Origin of the sequence: Cobetia sp. 1CM21F (genome assembly GCF_023161745.1) — a bacterium.
Lineage (GTDB): Bacteria > Pseudomonadota > Gammaproteobacteria > Pseudomonadales > Halomonadaceae > Cobetia > Cobetia amphilecti.
The window spans coordinates 548,317-564,689 of record NZ_JALNTQ010000001.1 but is presented as its reverse complement, the minus strand read 5'-3'; the positions used below and the strand labels follow the sequence as shown (position 1 = coordinate 564,689).

The window sequence follows — 16,373 nt, the reverse complement described above, 5'->3', positions numbered from 1 at the left end:
ATGTCGAGTCCTTTTCGCCCTGCCAATCACGTTACGCACTCAAGCCCCGAGCAGCGCCCTGCCCTGGCACGCAATGGCTGGCTGGCACTCGGCATGGCGGGCGGATTGCTGGGCGCGCAGATCGCCCATGCGGCGACCGGCGAATCCCAGAGCGACTTCGGTGGCGTGGGCCTGATGCAGACGCCCACGGCACGTTTTGCGCCCCAGGGCGAATTGAGCTTCACCTACAGCCGCACCCAGCCCTACAAGCGTTTCAGCGTCAATGCGGCGCCCTTCGACTGGATGGAGCTGGGCTTTCGCTACGTCTCGGTGGAAACCGTCAGCTATGGCGCGGCCGCCCCGGACCGCGACTACCTGGATAAATCCTTCGACACCAAGTTCCGCCTCCTGCAGGAAGGCCGCTATCAGCCCGAAGTTGCGGTGGGCCTGCGAGATCTCGGCGGTACGGGCCTGTTCAGCTCCGAGTATCTGGTCGCCAGCAAGCGCTACGGCGACCTCGACTTCAGCCTGGGCCTCGGCTGGGGTTATCTGGGCACGCGTGGCGACTTCAGCAATCCGCTGGCAGTGGTGAGAAGCAGCCTCGAGACGCGCAGCGACTCGACCAGCGATGACGGCGGCGACTTCCAGCTCGGCAGCATGTTCAGCGGCAGCCCGGCCGTCTTCGGCGGCATCGAATACCAGACGCCCTGGGACCCGCTGACCCTGATGCTGGAATACGAAGGCAACGACTACTCCGACGAGCCACTGACGGTAGAGATCGAGCAGGACTCGCCGGTCAATCTGGGCGCGACCGTCAAGGTCAATGACAACCTGTCGCTGCATGGCGGCTGGGAGCGAGGCAACACCGCCATGCTGGGGCTGTCACTGTCGACCAATCTGGCCGGGCTCGCCCAGGCCAAGGACGACGGCACGCCGGAAGCGGTCGCCCCCAGCACCCACAGCCGTTATCGCAACGACCAGACACCCGAAGCCTTCCGCGTGCGCTCGCTCAACGCGAACGCCTCCACCGCCAGCGCCGCCCAACCGGCAGGCGTGGCGGCAGAGCCCTCAGCCCATGAAGAGCCGTCAGCGAACAGAGAGCCATCAGCGTATGAAGAGCGTTCAGCGGGTAAGGAGCCATTAGCGCATGGAGAGCCATCAGCGAATAAGGATCAGCAAGGCCGTCTGCTGACACTCGACTCGTTCGGCGGCGCACCCGCTGACTCCCCGCTCGAGCCCGGCGCGACTGACGGCCCAGAGGCAGAAGATCTCCCGCGCCTTGCCGACGTCGACTGGGACGCGCTGGCCGATACCCTGCGCGCCCAGAGCGGCCTTGAGGTGTCACAGCTGCGGGTCGAGGGCGACACCCTGATCGTCGAGGCCGAGGCGACGCGCTTCCGTGATGACCTGCAGGCCGAAGGCCGCGCCAACCGCGTGCTGCACAACCGCCTGCCCGCCGAGATCACCACCTTCCGCTACCGTCTGAGCAGCAATGGTCTGGCGCTGCGCGAAGATGAGCATCCGCGCCAGCCCTTCGTGGCCGCCGCCAATGACCGTCGCTTCGGCGCCGAATACGAGCACTCCATCACCGCCCACGCCGCCTCGCCTCATAGCTCCGACGAAGAGACACGCCAGGCGACAGGGGATGGCGTCAAGCTGGCGCGCGAGCCGTTCGGCTTCAGCTGGGGCTTCTCGCCGAGCCTCAAGCAGAACTTCGGCGGCCCCGATGGCTACCTCTATCAGCTGAACCTGCAGCTGGACGCCCTGTGGCGCACCGACCGCAATGGCTGGTTCACCGGCGTGGCGACCTATCAGCTCGCCGACAACTTCGACAGCTACGAGTACATCGCCGATTCCGAGCTGCCGCGCGTGCGCACCTATGTCGGGGAATACATCAAGGAAACCGACCTGGGCATCACCAGCCTGCAGTACAACCGCACCCACCAGTTCGGGCGCGACTGGTACGCCCAGGCCTACGGCGGCATTCTCGAGATGATGTATGCCGGGGTCGGTGCCGAGCTGCTCTATCGCCCGATGAACAGCTCGCTGGCGCTGGGGCTGGACATCAACCGCGTCCGCCAGCGCGAGTTCGACCAGCAGTTCGGCCTGCGTGACTACTCGGTCACCACCGGTCACGCCACCGCCTACTGGCAGTCCGGCTGGCACGATGTGCTGGTCAAGGGCTCGGTGGGGCGCTATCTGGCCGGCGATGTCGGTGCGACGCTGGACCTGTCGCGCAGCTTCTCCAACGGGGTCAGCGTCGGCGCCTGGGCGACCCTGACCGATGCCGGCGATGACTACGGCGAGGGTAGCTTCGACAAGGGGCTCTACGTCAGCATCCCGCTGGATGCCTTCTTCACCACCTCCAGCAAGGGCAGCACCGGCTTTGCCTGGGCACCGCTGACCCGTGATGGTGGCGCACGCCTCAACCGCCGCTATCAGCTGTATGACATGACGCGCGATCGTGATCCCGAGACTTACTGGGAAGGCATCGACAAGGTCTACAAGTAATCCGTGCGTGAGTGTGTTTCACTGCCGGCTGACGCGTGCCGATGTTGGCGCCTGACTCACTGTGGCTGACCCTGACCCGATGAATATTCCGATTACCGACGTCTCGCCGGCCACTGCCGGCGCTGCGACACCTGCCAATCACGAGATCGCCTGCAGCAACTGCCAGGCCTGCTGCTGCCGGCTTGAGGTCATCCTGCTCACCGATACCGGCGTGCCGGACTACCTGATCGACGAGGATGAATGGGGCGGCGAAGTCATGCGCCGCCTCGACGATGGCTGGTGTGCCGCCGTCGACCGCGAGACGCTGATGTGCACCATCTACGACCGCCGCCCGCAGCTGTGCCGCGATTACGAGATGGGTAGCCCCGAATGCGAAGACGAGCGCCTGGAAAACGGTCTCGATCAGTAGGCCGCCTGCCAGCGCTCGTCCTGGTTGTCGCTACTGGCTGTCTCTTCCAAGTGTCTTGGCTGAGAGTGTCCTGCCTGTGGTTGTCTCTGCCAAGCGCCCTGCCTGATGTGCTATCTCAGGCAGTGGCGTCCGGCAGCGATGGGGCCGCTCCTGCAAGGTTCGGGCTTGGCTCGGCTGCCGTGCGCATGGCGCGCATATGCCCTTTCACCTCTACCTCGCGATGCCAGCTCAGCGCCTGTTCCAGACAATGTGGTGTATGGCCGCCACGCTGGCACGCCTCCTCGAAGTAGGCGCGCAGCGCAGGGCGATAGCTCGGGTCCGAGCAGTTCTCGATCACCTGCACCGCCCGCTCGCGCGGTGCCAGACCGCGCAGATCCGCCAGTCCATGCTCGGTGACCAGGATATCGACATCATGCTCGGTGTGGTCCACGTGGCTGGCGAACGGCACCACGCTCGAGATATCACCGCCCTTGGCCAGTGACTTGGTGATGAACACCGACAGCTGGGCATTGCGCGCGAAATCGCCGGAACCGCCGATACCATTCATCATCCGCGTGCCGCAGACGTGGGTGGAATTGACGTTGCCATAGATGTCGAATTCCAGCGCTGTATTGACCGCGATCACCCCGAGGCGCCGCACGATGCCCGGATGATTGGACAGTTCCTGCGGGCGCAGGATCAGGCGATCACGATAGCGTTCGAGGTCCTTCCACAGCGTGCGGCCACGCTCCTCGGTGACCGTGATGGAGGAGCCTGAGGCGAAATCGAGCTTGCCGGCATCCAGCAGATCGAAGGTGGAATCCTGCAGCACCTCCGAGTACATGGTCATGTGCTCGAAGGGCCCTTCCTTCAAGCCACTCATCACCGCGTTGGCCATGCTGCCGATGCCCGCCTGCAGCGGCAGCAATGCCGGTGTCAGACGCCCCAGCGCGACTTCCTGCTTGAGCAGCTCGACCAGATGGCCCGCCATGCGCTGGGTGCCGTCATCCGGCGGCGTGCAGGTCGAGGGGCTGTCACTGCCGCGCGTCAGCACGATGGCGGCGATCCTGGCGGGATCCATCGGGATATACGGCGTGCCGATGCGCGAATCCGGCGCGACCACCGGAATCGGCTGGCGGCTGGGGCGCATCTGCGGGATGTAGATGTCGTGCAGCCCTTCAAGCGCCGCCGGCGACTCGAGATTGAGCTCGATGATCACCTTGTCGGCGAGAATCGCATAGCTGGCCGAGTTGCCCACCGAGGTGGTCGGCACGATGCCGCCCTCGGCGGTGATGGCGCTGGCCTCGATCACCGCGACATTCATGTCACTCAGCTGGTGATTGCGCAGCAGCTCCACCGTCTCGGACAGGTGCTGGTCCATGAACATCACTTCGCCGGCGTTGATGGCGCGGCGCAGCACCGGGTCGACCTGAAACGGCATGCGCCGCGCCAGCATGTGGGCATCCGCCATCTGGCCGTCGAGGTCATTGCCCAGCGAGGCGCCGGTCATCAGCGTGATGGAGAACGGCTCGCGGCGCGCCTTCTCGACCAGCGCCAGCGGCAGAGCCTTGGCCTCCCCCGCCCGCGTGAAGCCACTCATGCCCACCGTCATGCCATCGTGAATCAGTTCGGCGGCCTGGCTGGCGCTCATCTGACGCGACTGCCAGCCAGGCCAGCGACAGCGACGCGCGACCTCGGCATGCTGCTCCGGGGTCAGCTCGCCGACCTCCATGCGCGCCAGCAGCGAGAAGACCTCGCTTGATGCAGCTGATGCGACAGGCGCGGCTGATGCCTCGGAAGCTGTAGAGACTGGCGCATGCTCTGCGGAGACCGCCTGGGCATGAGGCGTGACACTGGAGCGAGAACCGGATGAAGACACGACGGCAGAACCTCCTGATGGGCAAGACACCACGAAATGAGCAAACAAGGCGCTGGCAAGACGCTGACTGAGCCAAGCCTGAAATAACCAGGTCTTTAATAACTAGGCCTGAAATAGCCAGGGCTGCAATAAACAGGTCTGTAATCACCAGGCGCTGGCTTTCAGCATCCCACGCAGTACGCCGCCCCCGCATCAGGCCTTGGTCGCAAGACGGCGGCAGCGGCTGGAACCAGGCGGTGCACAAAGGGCGACGGCGCATGCGGCGCAGATGGCGACGGCGAGACACGAAAAAGCCCGCTCATGAAGAGCGGGCTTTCGGGAGGCGCAGATGATGACGCGGGGCGTTACACCATGCTGTCGAAGTCCATGTTGTCGAAGCTTTCCGGCGCATCGGCGTAGCCGTAGAGCGTGTTGCGACGCTGCAGGCGGAATTCGCCCAGCAGCTGCTCGTAGCGGCGCGGCACCTCGGCATTGTCACGCGTGACGATGTAGAGGTTCTCGTAGACGGCTTCGGTCAGCGGCATCTCGCGCACCTGACGCTGCCACGGCGAGGTCTCCAGCACCGTGCGCGAGACGACGGTGAAGCCCAGACCACGCGCCACGGCGTCCAGCACCATGCCGATATCGTTGGTGAAGCCCTGCTGCGGGAAGTGGCTCATGGAGCGGAATTCACCGGCGAAGTTCTCACGCAACAAGGCACTGGCATTGTTGACGCCATCGGCGTAATTCATGAAACCCAGCGCCATCAGCTCATTGAGGCTGTTGCCGGCAAAATCAGCGGGCACCACCAGGCACAGCGGCTCCTGATGCCACAGCTCGAAGTTCAGGTCCGGATGCTTGACCGGCTCGGTGACGATGCCCAGGTCGAAGCGACCCGCCAGCACGTCCTGCACGATCTCGGAATTGAAGGCGAAGCTGTAGCTGACCGTCAGCCCCGGATGCTGCTGCTGATAGCCCAGCGTGAACGGGTAGAACATCAGCCCGACGCTTGAGGGGCTGGCCACGCGACATTCGCCGCTGTCCGGGGAGTCATCATCCAGCGAGTGCATGAACTGGGTGTGCTCGGCGAACAGCTTGATGGAGTAGTCATAGCAGCGACGCCCCGCTGCGGTCAGCGAGAACTTGCGTCCCTGGCGATTGAGCAGCGAGCGGCCCAGATACTGCTCCAGCTTGCGAATATGCTGGCTGACGCCGGGCTGGGTCATCTCCAGCTTGCGCGCGGTATGGGTAAAGCTGCCGGTCTCCACCAGTGTGATGAAGGTACGAAAATACTGGGCGTTGAACATGAAGGCACTGACCACTCACGAACGGGGGACGCGACTCGGCGCATCGTGTTGCCGGCGACGACCTGCATGACGCAACTGCCATGTATGCACAGGTGCCACCGACCCGCAAAGCACATGATTCTACCAGAGCTGGCCGCCATGCGCAGCGCTGCGCCCCGCCACTCTCGCGTGTTAGCATCATGGACAATGCCAGCTGCCACCTTGGCTGCGTCTGCCGTGTTCAACGCCACGGCGACGCGCCAGGGCCCGGCGCTTTACCCCTGTCCTGGCCAATCTTCGGACTGGCCCGAAACACGAGATGCTTTAGATGTCTGATGCTCTGGCTGCACGCGGCGAAGCCATTCACAAGGCGCTGCTCGCCATGGAAAGCGACTGTGCCGAAAATGACCTGTTCCCGCTGGGGTACATGATCCCCCAGGTGGAACTGGTGCTGGAAAACGCCGATTACGATCCCGAGGATGTGGTCGCGGAAGACTTTGACGCCACCTTTGAAGAGTGGATGCAGCACGCCTTTGCCCAGGACAGCATGAGCGTGGACGACCGCGAGCGCATTGCTGAACTCTGGGCAGAAGCCCGGAAACGCGCCCAGACCACCGTGGGCGCCTGAGACAAGGAAGACAGTCATGAATTCTGTCACCAGCGAAGCGACGACCTATTCACGTGATGCCAGCTCCATGCTGGTCTCGACCATCATCTCGCCGGAAGGCAGCCTGGAAGTGCTCTCTCAGGATGAGGTCAATCGCCTGCGCGATACCTCCTCCAACGGGTTGCATGACATCCTGCGCCGCTGTGCGCTGGCCGTGCTCAATTGCGGCAGCCAGACCGATGACAGCGTCGCGGTGCTCAACGCACACAAGAATTTCGAGATCGAGGTGCTGCAGCAGGACCGCGGCATTCGCCTCAAGCTCGACAATGCGCCCGGCGATGCCTTCGTCGATGGCAAGATGATCCGCGGCATTCGCGAGCATCTCTCCAGCGTGTTGCGTGACATCGTCTATGTGGCCAACGAGATCCAGAACACCCCGCGTTTCGATCTCACGACCACCGAAGGCACCACCAATGCGGTGTTCCATATCCTGCGCAACGCCGGGGCGCTGAAGTCCTCGCGTGAGCCGAGTCTGGTCACCTGCTGGGGCGGTCACTCCATCAACCGCGAGGAATACGAGTACACCAAGGACGTGGGTTACCACCTCGGCCTGCGTGATCTCGATATCTGCACCGGGTGTGGCCCGGGTGCCATGAAGGGCCCGATGAAGGGCGCCAACGTCGCGCACGCCAAGCAGCGTCGCACCGAAGGCCGCTATCTGGGCATCTCGGAGCCGGGCATCATCGCCGCCGAATCGCCCAACCCGATCGTCAATGAACTGATCATCATGCCGGACATCGAGAAGCGCCTTGAAGCCTTCGTGCGCACCGCACATGGCATCATCGTCTTCCCGGGCGGCGTGGGCACCGCCGAAGAGATTCTCTATCTGCTCGGCATTCTGCTGCACCCGGAAAACAGCGAGCTGCCGTTCCCGGTCATCTTCACCGGCCCGGCGTCCAGCGCCGAGTACTTCAAGCAGATCGACGAGTTCATCGCCTACACCCTGGGCGAGGAAGCGCGCTCGCGCTACACCATCATCATCGACAACCCGGTCGAGGTGGCACGCACCATGCGCGGTGGCATCGACGAGGTGGCGGAATTCCGTCGCCAGCATCAGGATGCCTTCTACTACAACTGGCGCCTGCATATCGCTCCGCACTTCCAGCAGCCCTTCGCGCCGACCCATGCCAACATGTCGGGCCTGGCACTGCACCGCAACCAGCCGGTGCACGAACTGGCGGCCAACCTGCGTCGTGCCTTCTCGGGCATCGTCGCCGGCAACGTCAAGAAGGAAGGCATCGAGGAGATCGAGCGCGACGGCCCCTTCCGCCTGACCGCCGAAGCCGAGCTGATGGAGCGTCTCGACGCCCTGCTCACCTCCTTCGTCGCCCAGGGCCGCATGAAGCTGCCGGGCAGCGATTACGTGCCCTGCTACACCCTTTGCAAGTAACTGGCCCGGTGGTGGCACGCTGAGGCGTGTCGTCACCTCATCAGCCATCACAAGAGCGCCATCACAAGAACGCCCCGATCATCGCTGATCGGGGCGTTCTTGTTTATCGGGAATATCTTGCTGACAGCATCTCATGAGCCTCAAGAACCGAGGCTCAGCCTTCCTCACCACGACGGCGCTGCATCCACATGCTGATCACATGCGCCAGCAGGCCCAGCGTCAGGCCATCGACCAGCACCTCAAGCGCGCCTTCCTGGGGACGGTTGAGCATCGGCGCGGCAAAGTTGAACGCTGCCATCGCCGCGAGCCCCACCACCAGCCAGACCAGCAGGCGACGCATCATCGTCGGCACCTTGGCCTTGGCGGTGTCTGACAGCTGGCGATAGATATAGATACCCAGCGCGCTGACGGCGACGGCAAAGCCGACGATCAGCATCAGACGCGTATTCTCGCCACTGATCAGAAAGCGCGGAATATTGGCAACCATTACCACCGCCAGACCCGCCAGCACGGAGACGCGCTGCGGCGTCAGGTTGCGGGCACGCGGATGATCAGGATTCAGTTTCGGCATGTGAAGCAGTCTCGATGAAAGAACGGACAACAGAAGAAGCAGGCGGTGGGTCAGCCCACCGCCGCAGGATCAGGCCGTGGCCGGCAGGGTCGGAATCCAGCTCTCGACCCACGGCAGCGCCGCGTCGTCGGCCATGAAGGTTTCCATGGCGTCGATCTCGAGGCGCTCGCCGTGACGCGTGGCGCCCAGGTCGGCCAGACGCTCATCCAGATGACGCCCCGCGCCACAGTAGGTCTCGCCGTAGGAGCTGTCGCCCAGGGCGATCAGGCCATAACGCAGCCAATCCAGCGCCGGGGACTCGGCAGACAGCGCATTGAGGAAGCCGGTCAGATTGCCCGGCACATCGCCACTGCCGGTGGTGGAGGTGACGAACAGCGCCAGATCAGGGCGCGCGTCAGTCAGGTCGGCCAATGTCGGCTGGTCGAGCACCTCGACCGTGTAGCCGGCCTGCTCGAACAACGGCTGAACCTGCTCGGCCACATCCAGTGAACCGCCATACATCGTGCCGACAAAAATCTTCAGAAGCGCCATGCATCCTTCCTTATTCGAACGATCACCCGCCAGTGGCGGGAACGTGAGTGCAGTGCGAAGAGTCGCGCAGACGCTCTCCGACATTTGGTCGCGATGGTAGCACAGCCCGCCTGCGGGACGCAGGCGGGCCTGGTCCGATGAATCGATAGCACAGCGCGCCTGCGGGACGCAGGCAGCAGGCGGGCCTGGTCTGATGAATCGATAGCACAGCGTGGCCGCGCGACGCAGGCAGCAGGCAACAGGAGCTGGCAGCCCCGCCCTTCTGTGCGCCCCGCAAACAAAACAGCGCCACCGTGAAGAACACGATGGCGCTGCGAGGGTCTTGCCAGTGAAGCATCCTGCGTTGCGAGCCTGGATCACGATCGCTGGCGATGACACCCTGTCAGGTGCGAACTTGCGGGCTCAGAGCCTTCTGATCAGAAGCGGTACGCCACTGAGAGACGCACGTCACGCCCCGGACTGGTGATGGCGCCCGTCGTGATGCCACGTGCGCTGTTGGGTTCCAGGAAGTAGGTGTTCTGGTCGGTATATTCCTTGTCGAACAGGTTGTAGATACCGGCCGTCAGAGTCAGGTCCTGCATGTCACGCGGCACCCAGCTGGCGTAGACATCGTGCGTGGCGTAACCGGCGCGCTCGCTCTGATCATCCGGCAGGTCGGTGAGGCGCTCGTAGGCGGTCACGGTCCAGCCGATCGTCATCTGCGGGTCAACGAAGGTGTAGCGGTTGTCCAGGCTCCAGCGATCACCGGTCTGGTTGCCCAGGCCCATGTCGTCGACCACGGTCTCGCCCTGATTGTCTTCCAGGTCCATGGTCAGGTAGCCCAGCGTCATGTCCCAGCCGCCGATGCCGTAGGTGGCACGCGCCTCGACACCCTTGCTGGTGACGATGCCTTCCATGTTGTAGATGGTGGTTTCGCTGCCGACGGTCTCATCGGTGATGTAGTTGTCGAAATGGGTATCGAAGTAGGTGACTCCCAGGCCAGCACGGTCACGCTGGGTGAGGAGGTCATTGCCCTTCCAGCGCGCGCCGACTTCGGTGCTGCGCGAGGTCTCGGCCTCGAGACCCGGCTCGACGGTCAGCGTCTCGCCGACACCGACGCCATCGTCGGCCAGGATGGCTTCACGGCCCTTGTTGCCGCGCACTGCCGTGGAGTAGCCGGTGAACAGCTCGACACCGCCGCCGACACGCCAGTTGAGGCTCGCGTTCGGGCTGACATCGGTGTCATCCAGCGTCTCGCCATTGGCGTATTCGGTCTTGTAGTCATCGACACGCGCGCCGAAGGACAGGTCCACCGCGCCCAGCGTCATGCGGTGCTGGGCGTAGAGCGCGAGGTTGCGGGCCTTCTCGTCGAAGCTGCCGGTGCTGGATTCGTCGTAGACATAATCGCTACCCAGCGTCAGACGGTTGTTCATGTCCTCGGGGCCGAAACGGAAGGTGTTGTTCAGATCACCGCCGTAGCTCTCGACATCGGCGTTCAGCTCAGCGCCGGTGGAGACGGTGGTGCGATCCAGCTCGGTCTTGGTGTGGAAGACGTTGGTGTGCACGTCCACCAGACGCGAGCCCGGCTCATAGTCATAGTTGGCGGTATAGGTGTCGCGGCTCAGCTCGGTGTCGACCTTCACGTTGTTGAACGGCTGACATTCCATGTTGGGACGCGTGCAGTAGATGCCACTGTCCTCGTTGTGCTCGGCACTGATGCGCAGGCTGTGCGCGCCCTGGTCGAGCAGGCTGAACTTGCCGAAGTAGCTGCGCTGATGGCCGCCGGTGCCTTCCTCTTCATCACCGCCGCCGGTGCGGTAGTCATCGCTGTTGCGTGCGCTGGTCGAGAACAGCAGGCCCGCGTTCGGCGCGACTTCACCGTAGACGGACAGCGTGCCCTTGACGGCATCTGCCGCGGACTCGGTGCTGCCCTTGACCATGCCGCCGAAGGTCTCACCCGGCTCGAGCAGGTCCTGGGCATCCTTGGTGACGAACTTGATGCTGCCGCCCAGGGCGTTGGGACCATTGTCGGCGGCGCCCGGTCCGGCCTGGACTTCAGCGCGCTTGAGCAGTTCCGGCTCGATGTTGAAGCTGGAGCTGTGGTGGAACAGGTAGCCATTCTGGCTGGCACCATCGACGCTGATGTTGAGGTTGGTGTCTTCCAGACCGCGCACGTAGATCATCTCCGACGAGGCAGTGGTGCCGCCGACGGTGACGGACGGCGTATCACGGAAGACATCCTTGAGATCATGCGCCTGATGCAGCGCGATCTCTTCGCTATCGATGACCGCGGTCGCGTTGAGGCGATCGTCCTCGATCTGCAGCGTGTCCATCTGCAGCGTCTCTGCATGGGCCGTACTGGCACACAGCAGCGCAATGGCTGCCACCAGCGGACGCGGAGTGAAAGCAGTGGCGCGGGAAGCGCTGGCTGCCACGCACGGAGAGAGGCGATCGGTCATGAGCGGAGGGTTCCCAAGATTAATAATAATAATGATTCTCTTTGCGAACGAGATAATGCACGCGTTTGCACATTTGCGTCATCAACACTTCCTGCAACGCCGCTCTGCAACTTCTGCAATCAGGCCGCGTCATTTCTCGCCTCTTGCAGCGCCGGATTGTGCCTCAACTGCCAGAAATGGCCCGATTTGCACACTTTTTCACCCGTGCAGCCACCAAATTCACTTTTTTATCACCTGTCTGTCATCAGATACGGAACCATCGCCAGCCACTGACGTCTTAGCCGACATGCCTCGACAAGTGCCTGGCCCACGCAAATTTCTCGCTTCACGGCAGAGTTTCATCCTGCGGAGATCGGATTTGCGCAATGCATGCGACTTTAGATGCAACACTACGAGCAGAGTGATATAGTTAGCGTGCTCAGATTAAGGACGCTTGCTGTCACGCCAAGGCAGTGCCCTGTCATGGCTTCGGCCCTGAGGATATCTGCAGCAGATGCAAGACCTGTCGCCGCGCGCTGAGGTGCTCGGCTGGCAGTGACGGTTGTTGATCGATGAGCGCGTCTTTGCCCGGGGGCATCCCCCTGCGGCCTGAGGGGCACGGTCATCGACAGGCAATCCGTTGTGCAGCGACTGGCGCTGCAACGGGCCCGTTTGGCCCGTACAAGGTGGGTGTTTCCCTGACGGCACACCCCGACCCTCTGAACAACCGGACCTATTCGATGAGCGATATCGACGCCTACAACACCTTCCTGATGGTCGCAGACCTCGGCAGCCTGTCCCGCGCAGCAGAACGTCTGCGCCTGCCCAAGTCCACCGTCAGCCGTCGCCTCGACGCCCTTGAGGGCCGTTTCGGCACTCGCCTGGTCGAGCGTGGTCATCGTGGCATTCGCCTGTCAGAAGCCGGCGAGACCCTTTACCGTTACGCACGCTCGATGGCCAATCTCGATGATGAAGCGCACCGCGCCATCGAAGACCGCCAGTCAGACCTCACCGGTACCATCCGTATCCACGCCACGCCGTCGCTGGGTCGTCACTTCCTGGGTCACGCGCTGACCAGCTTCCTGTCGGAACACGAAGGCGTCGATATCAAGCTGAAGCTGTGGCACAACGGTCGCGAGATTCTCGAGAACCAGCCGCACCTGGTGATCGGCTTCCCGCATCTGGCCGGCAGCACCCACGTCTTCCGCCCGCTGACCCACTGGCATCAGGCGGCCTACGCGGCCTCTCACGTCGAGAACCCGGAAGAACTGCCGTGGGGCGAGCTGGAACCGTTGGTGTCCGGCACCTCCCTCTCGCGTCACCCGGAAGACCCGCGCCCGAATCACATCCAGTCAGATGACCTCGAAGTCCTCACCGACTACGTGGCCGATGGCCTGATTCGTGCCGTGCTGCCGACCGACTGGGTCAACACCCTCAGCGAGCGCAACGGCCAGTCCTTCAAGCGTCTGGAATGCAGCGAGATCCCGCCGGTCGAGATCGGCATGCTGCTGCCGCGTGGCCCGATCCCGACCCGTGTGCGCATGCTCGCCGACTGGCTCGCCCGCGAAATCGGCAAGTCAGAGCCGGAGCGCGTCACCGCCAAGGCCGCCCGCCGCACCGTCAGCGAAGCCGCTACCACTGCCGGTTGATGGCAGCACTGCTACGCTGGCTCTCACCCTCGCGGTGAAGTAAACCAGCGCCGCACGCAGCAAAAAGGCCAGCCCTCAGGGGCTGGCCTTTTGCGTTACAACACTTACAATCAACTAGTAAAATAAAATATTGATCAACAATCAAACAACGCAAAGGAACTTCAGTGAACAACAACCCTCGAATTTTCATTTCTTATTCTCATGATAGCACCGAACATATTAACTGGACAAGAAAGCTTGCAACTGATCTAGCGGAAAACGGTGTTGAAGTATTGTTAGACCAATGGGATCTTTCTCTTGGGGCAAATTTAACTCACTTCATGGAAACTTCACTAACAAGTACAGACAGGGTGTTAGTCATATGTACAGACAACTACAATCTAAAATCTAATAATGGCACCGGTGGCGTAGGGTATGAAAAAACCATATTGACTAGCCAGCTACTTCACGACCAGCACACCCTAAAATACATACCAATAATAAGATCAGTCACAAATGAACCCAATGTCCCTACATGCCTATCAGCAAGACTATACGTCGACTTCTCTTCTGACAATCTTTATAAAAATTCTCTACAAGATCTATTACATGCACTATATGAAATTCCTAAGCATCCAAAACCACAAATTGGCACCAATCCTTTTTTGAAAATCCAACCCGAAAATTTTGAGAGGAGCACGTCTTTTTTCCATGATAGATTTTGTTCCGCTTTTCCTGGGGTGAGAGGTACAGCTTGGTATGATGCAAGTGATGCCATAAACCGATTAGAAATACTATTAAAGCCTCCATTGGTTAAAGGTAATAAACATCCAGTATGGTGGTGGAGAGGAAGCAATTTACATATAAAAAACTTCATTAAAAAGAATGATGGCATTGCGGCAATGGACTATCACGAGCTTTTTATAAAAAAGATTGCAGCAATAAGCCTAGGCGATTATTATAGAGACTTCGTATATATTGAAACACATAAACAAGCACCAACAGGTCTCGGCGAATATGATATTGAAAGCCAGATAGCATTTAAAGGGTATGCATGCGAAGAGTACGCACTATTTAACAATTCAGTAATTACCCGAGAAGACTATGATGATGGAGCTACCTTATCAAATGGTCAGCCAGTAGATTTAAATGGTGAGGCTGAGTTAAAAAGAAGATACCTCTCACCATACAACTTCCTGATAGCAGCAAGTGAATCTCCTATTGGAAACCCTAGCTTTGACCAAGAACTGAGGGATTTAATGAATAAAATTCTAACAGGAGAAAAGAAACTTGAGGACCTAATATCCAGAGTAAATAAACTCCCTAGACGTCACAACTGAAACGTACCTCTAGTCATATCCAACAACAGGTGTACATATGTGGCAACGCGACATTCTCACTCTCTCCGCCCACAAGCGCGGTTTTCACCTCATCAATGACGAGGTGGAGCAGGCATTGGCCGAAATGCCGCCGGTCAGTGTCGGCCTGTTGCATGTGCAGCTGCTGCACACCTCCGCCTCGCTGACGCTCAACGAGAACGCCGACCCAGACGTGCGTCACGACATGGATGCCTTCCTGCGCCGCCTGGTGCCCGGCAACCTGCCCTACTTCCGCCACACGCTGGAAGGTGATGACGACATGCCTGCCCACGTGCTCGCCAGCCTGCTCGGCACCCAGCTCACGCTACCCGTCGAAGCCCGTCGCGGCGTCAATCGCCTCGCCCTCGGCACCTGGCAAGGCATCTGGCTCGGCGAACACCGCGATCACGGCGGCAGCCGCAGATTGTGTCTGACACTGAGTGGAGAATGAAAAAAGGCCGCGAGTGATCGCGGCCTTTTGGGTATTCAAGAGCTACTGAAACGTGGGCTTATCGCGTCGAATCCTCGTCCCCTACCGTGCCGCCCATCGGGTCGATGGCTTTGCTGGAGGGATATTTGTAGGAGGCGAAGCGCACGGCGAGTACCGAGAGGGCGAGGAAGAAGATGCCGCCACAGAGGTAGAGCAGGCCGATATCGGGGGCCTTGTGGTGGGAGACATCGCCGATGAGGTAGCGCGTCAGCGCAGTGATGGCGATGTAGAGCAGAAAGCGTATCGGCAGATGGTTGGTCTTGAAGTAGATACCGACCATCGCGCCGAGTTCGAGATAGATGAACAGCAGCAGGATGTCATCGACGCTGGCCGAGCCCTTGGCGAACATCTCGAAGAAGGCCGATACCGAGGCGATGGCAATCGCGCCGCCGATGGCGAACAGGCCGAGATAGTGAAAGCCTTCGACCAGGAAGTTGCCGATCGAGTTGGCTTGCTTGTGCATGCGCTCCCGATGCTTGTCTAACCTGTTCATGCCGCGTGTCCTCAGACAGAGATGATGGAAAGAGACTGCAATATCGGTGCCGCGGTCGTGATGAAGGCAAGATTGGGCCGCCGGGCCCGCGCAGGCGCTGCCCTACCAGCCGAGCGTCTGCTTGACGAAGGGAATGGTCAGCTTGCGCTGGGCGGAGAGCGAGGCGTTGTCGAGTTCGCTCATCGCCGCGAACAGCCCCGGCAGGCTGCGCGGCCCGCGATGCAGGATGTAGCGGGCGACTTCGTCGGGCAGTGCAAGGCCGTGGTCACGTGCACGCAATTTGAGCGCTTCGAGGCGCTGGGCGTCATCCAGCCCCGAGAGGTGGAAGGTGACGCCCCAGGAGAGCCGCGAGGCGAGATCCGGCAGGATGACGGGCAGCAGACGCGGTGCGCAGCTGGCGCTGACCAGCAGATGCCGCCCGCCGTCGCGCAGGCGGTTGTAGAGGTGGAACAGCGCCTCTTCCCAGCGCTGACGACCGATCACCACATCCAGGTCATCGATGGCGACCAGGTCCATCTCGTCCAGCCCTTCGAGCATGTGCGGCGGGAAGTGACCCAGCTCATTGAGCGGCAGATAGAAGGCACGCTTGCCCTGCTCGCCCGCCAGATGACAGGCCGCCTGCAACAGGTGGCTACGCCCACTCTGCTCGCCGCCCCACAGATAGACGAAGGGCTCCCCGCCGTCGGCAAGCTGCCCCTTGAGGGCCTCCGCCAGCGAGGTCGAGGTGAAGTGGTAGTTGTCGAAGGTCGCGGCGTCACGTACCCCGACGCCGAGTGCCATCTGTCCCTGAGTCATTGCCATCCGTC

14 protein-coding genes are annotated in these 16,373 nt (G+C 61.4%); 7 read left to right on the top strand and 7 right to left on the bottom strand.

What is annotated here, in order from left to right; all coding sequences use genetic code 11:
* Together MSG32_RS02360 and MSG32_RS02355 are read left to right on the top strand one after the other, a co-directional pair.
* On the top strand, positions 1–2,490 hold the full coding sequence (locus MSG32_RS02360; RefSeq protein ID WP_248377302.1) for a YjbH domain-containing protein: 2,490 nt from the start codon (positions 1–3) through the stop codon (positions 2,488–2,490).
* 79 nt (positions 2,491–2,569) lie between these two features.
* Positions 2,570–2,899, top strand: a complete 330-nt coding sequence (locus MSG32_RS02355; protein WP_054556269.1) for a YkgJ family cysteine cluster protein — start codon at positions 2,570–2,572, stop codon at positions 2,897–2,899.
* 115 nt (positions 2,900–3,014) lie between these two features.
* On the opposite strand, the gene MSG32_RS02350 is transcribed toward MSG32_RS02355, so the two are convergent.
* Entirely contained in the window at positions 3,015–4,529 is a 1,515-nt protein-coding gene (locus MSG32_RS02350; RefSeq protein ID WP_282460274.1) for an acetyl-CoA hydrolase/transferase family protein, read from the bottom strand.
* Between the two features lie 572 nt (positions 4,530–5,101).
* Positions 5,102–6,043, bottom strand: coding sequence for a LysR family transcriptional regulator (locus MSG32_RS02345; protein WP_043334148.1), 942 nt, complete (start codon positions 6,041–6,043; stop codon positions 5,102–5,104).
* 307 nt (positions 6,044–6,350) lie between these two features.
* Here MSG32_RS02345 and MSG32_RS02340 point away from each other — a divergent pair, with 307 nt between their 5' ends.
* Both MSG32_RS02340 and ppnN read left to right on the top strand, forming a co-directional pair.
* The gene (locus MSG32_RS02340) at positions 6,351–6,650 is read left to right on the top strand and encodes a hypothetical protein (RefSeq protein WP_043334118.1); all 300 of its coding nucleotides are present in this window, start codon (positions 6,351–6,353) and stop codon (positions 6,648–6,650) included.
* Between the two features lie 16 nt (positions 6,651–6,666).
* Positions 6,667–8,079 carry a nucleotide 5'-monophosphate nucleosidase PpnN gene (gene ppnN, locus MSG32_RS02335; protein WP_277876238.1) on the top strand — a complete coding sequence of 471 codons (1,413 nt, stop codon included), beginning with the start codon at positions 6,667–6,669 and terminating at the stop codon, positions 8,077–8,079.
* A gap of 154 nt (positions 8,080–8,233) precedes the next feature.
* Here the strand turns inward: ppnN and MSG32_RS02330 are convergent, their stop codons facing one another.
* From MSG32_RS02330 to MSG32_RS02320, 3 genes are all read right to left on the bottom strand, one after another.
* Positions 8,234–8,650, bottom strand: coding sequence for a hypothetical protein (locus MSG32_RS02330; protein ID WP_107336349.1), 417 nt, complete (start codon positions 8,648–8,650; stop codon positions 8,234–8,236).
* Between the two features lie 69 nt (positions 8,651–8,719).
* Positions 8,720–9,181 carry a flavodoxin domain-containing protein gene (locus tag MSG32_RS02325; protein WP_043334117.1) on the bottom strand — a complete coding sequence of 154 codons (462 nt, stop codon included), beginning with the start codon at positions 9,179–9,181 and terminating at the stop codon, positions 8,720–8,722.
* A 416-nt stretch (positions 9,182–9,597) separates the two neighbouring features.
* Entirely contained in the window at positions 9,598–11,619 is a 2,022-nt protein-coding gene (locus MSG32_RS02320; RefSeq protein WP_248377298.1) for a TonB-dependent receptor, read from the bottom strand.
* Positions 11,620–12,338: 719 nt separating this feature from the next.
* Here MSG32_RS02320 and MSG32_RS02315 point away from each other — a divergent pair.
* From MSG32_RS02315 to MSG32_RS02305, 3 genes are all read left to right on the top strand, one after another.
* Positions 12,339–13,247: a LysR family transcriptional regulator gene (locus MSG32_RS02315; protein ID WP_043334115.1), complete on the top strand. Its 909-nt coding sequence runs from the start codon at positions 12,339–12,341 to the stop codon at positions 13,245–13,247.
* 164 nt (positions 13,248–13,411) lie between these two features.
* On the top strand, positions 13,412–14,566 hold the full coding sequence (locus MSG32_RS02310; protein WP_248377296.1) for a toll/interleukin-1 receptor domain-containing protein: 1,155 nt from the start codon (positions 13,412–13,414) through the stop codon (positions 14,564–14,566).
* A 37-nt stretch (positions 14,567–14,603) separates the two neighbouring features.
* Entirely contained in the window at positions 14,604–15,035 is a 432-nt protein-coding gene (locus MSG32_RS02305; RefSeq protein WP_248377294.1) for a secondary thiamine-phosphate synthase enzyme YjbQ, read from the top strand.
* A gap of 58 nt (positions 15,036–15,093) precedes the next feature.
* On the opposite strand, the gene MSG32_RS02300 is transcribed toward MSG32_RS02305, so the two are convergent.
* The gene (locus MSG32_RS02300; protein ID WP_107336345.1) at positions 15,094–15,567 is read right to left on the bottom strand and encodes a phosphate-starvation-inducible PsiE family protein; all 474 of its coding nucleotides are present in this window, start codon (positions 15,565–15,567) and stop codon (positions 15,094–15,096) included.
* Positions 15,568–15,669: 102 nt separating this feature from the next.
* Positions 15,670–16,368, bottom strand: a complete 699-nt coding sequence (hda, locus tag MSG32_RS02295; RefSeq protein WP_043334111.1) for a DnaA regulatory inactivator Hda — start codon at positions 16,366–16,368, stop codon at positions 15,670–15,672.
* Positions 16,369–16,373 lie beyond the last annotated feature (5 nt).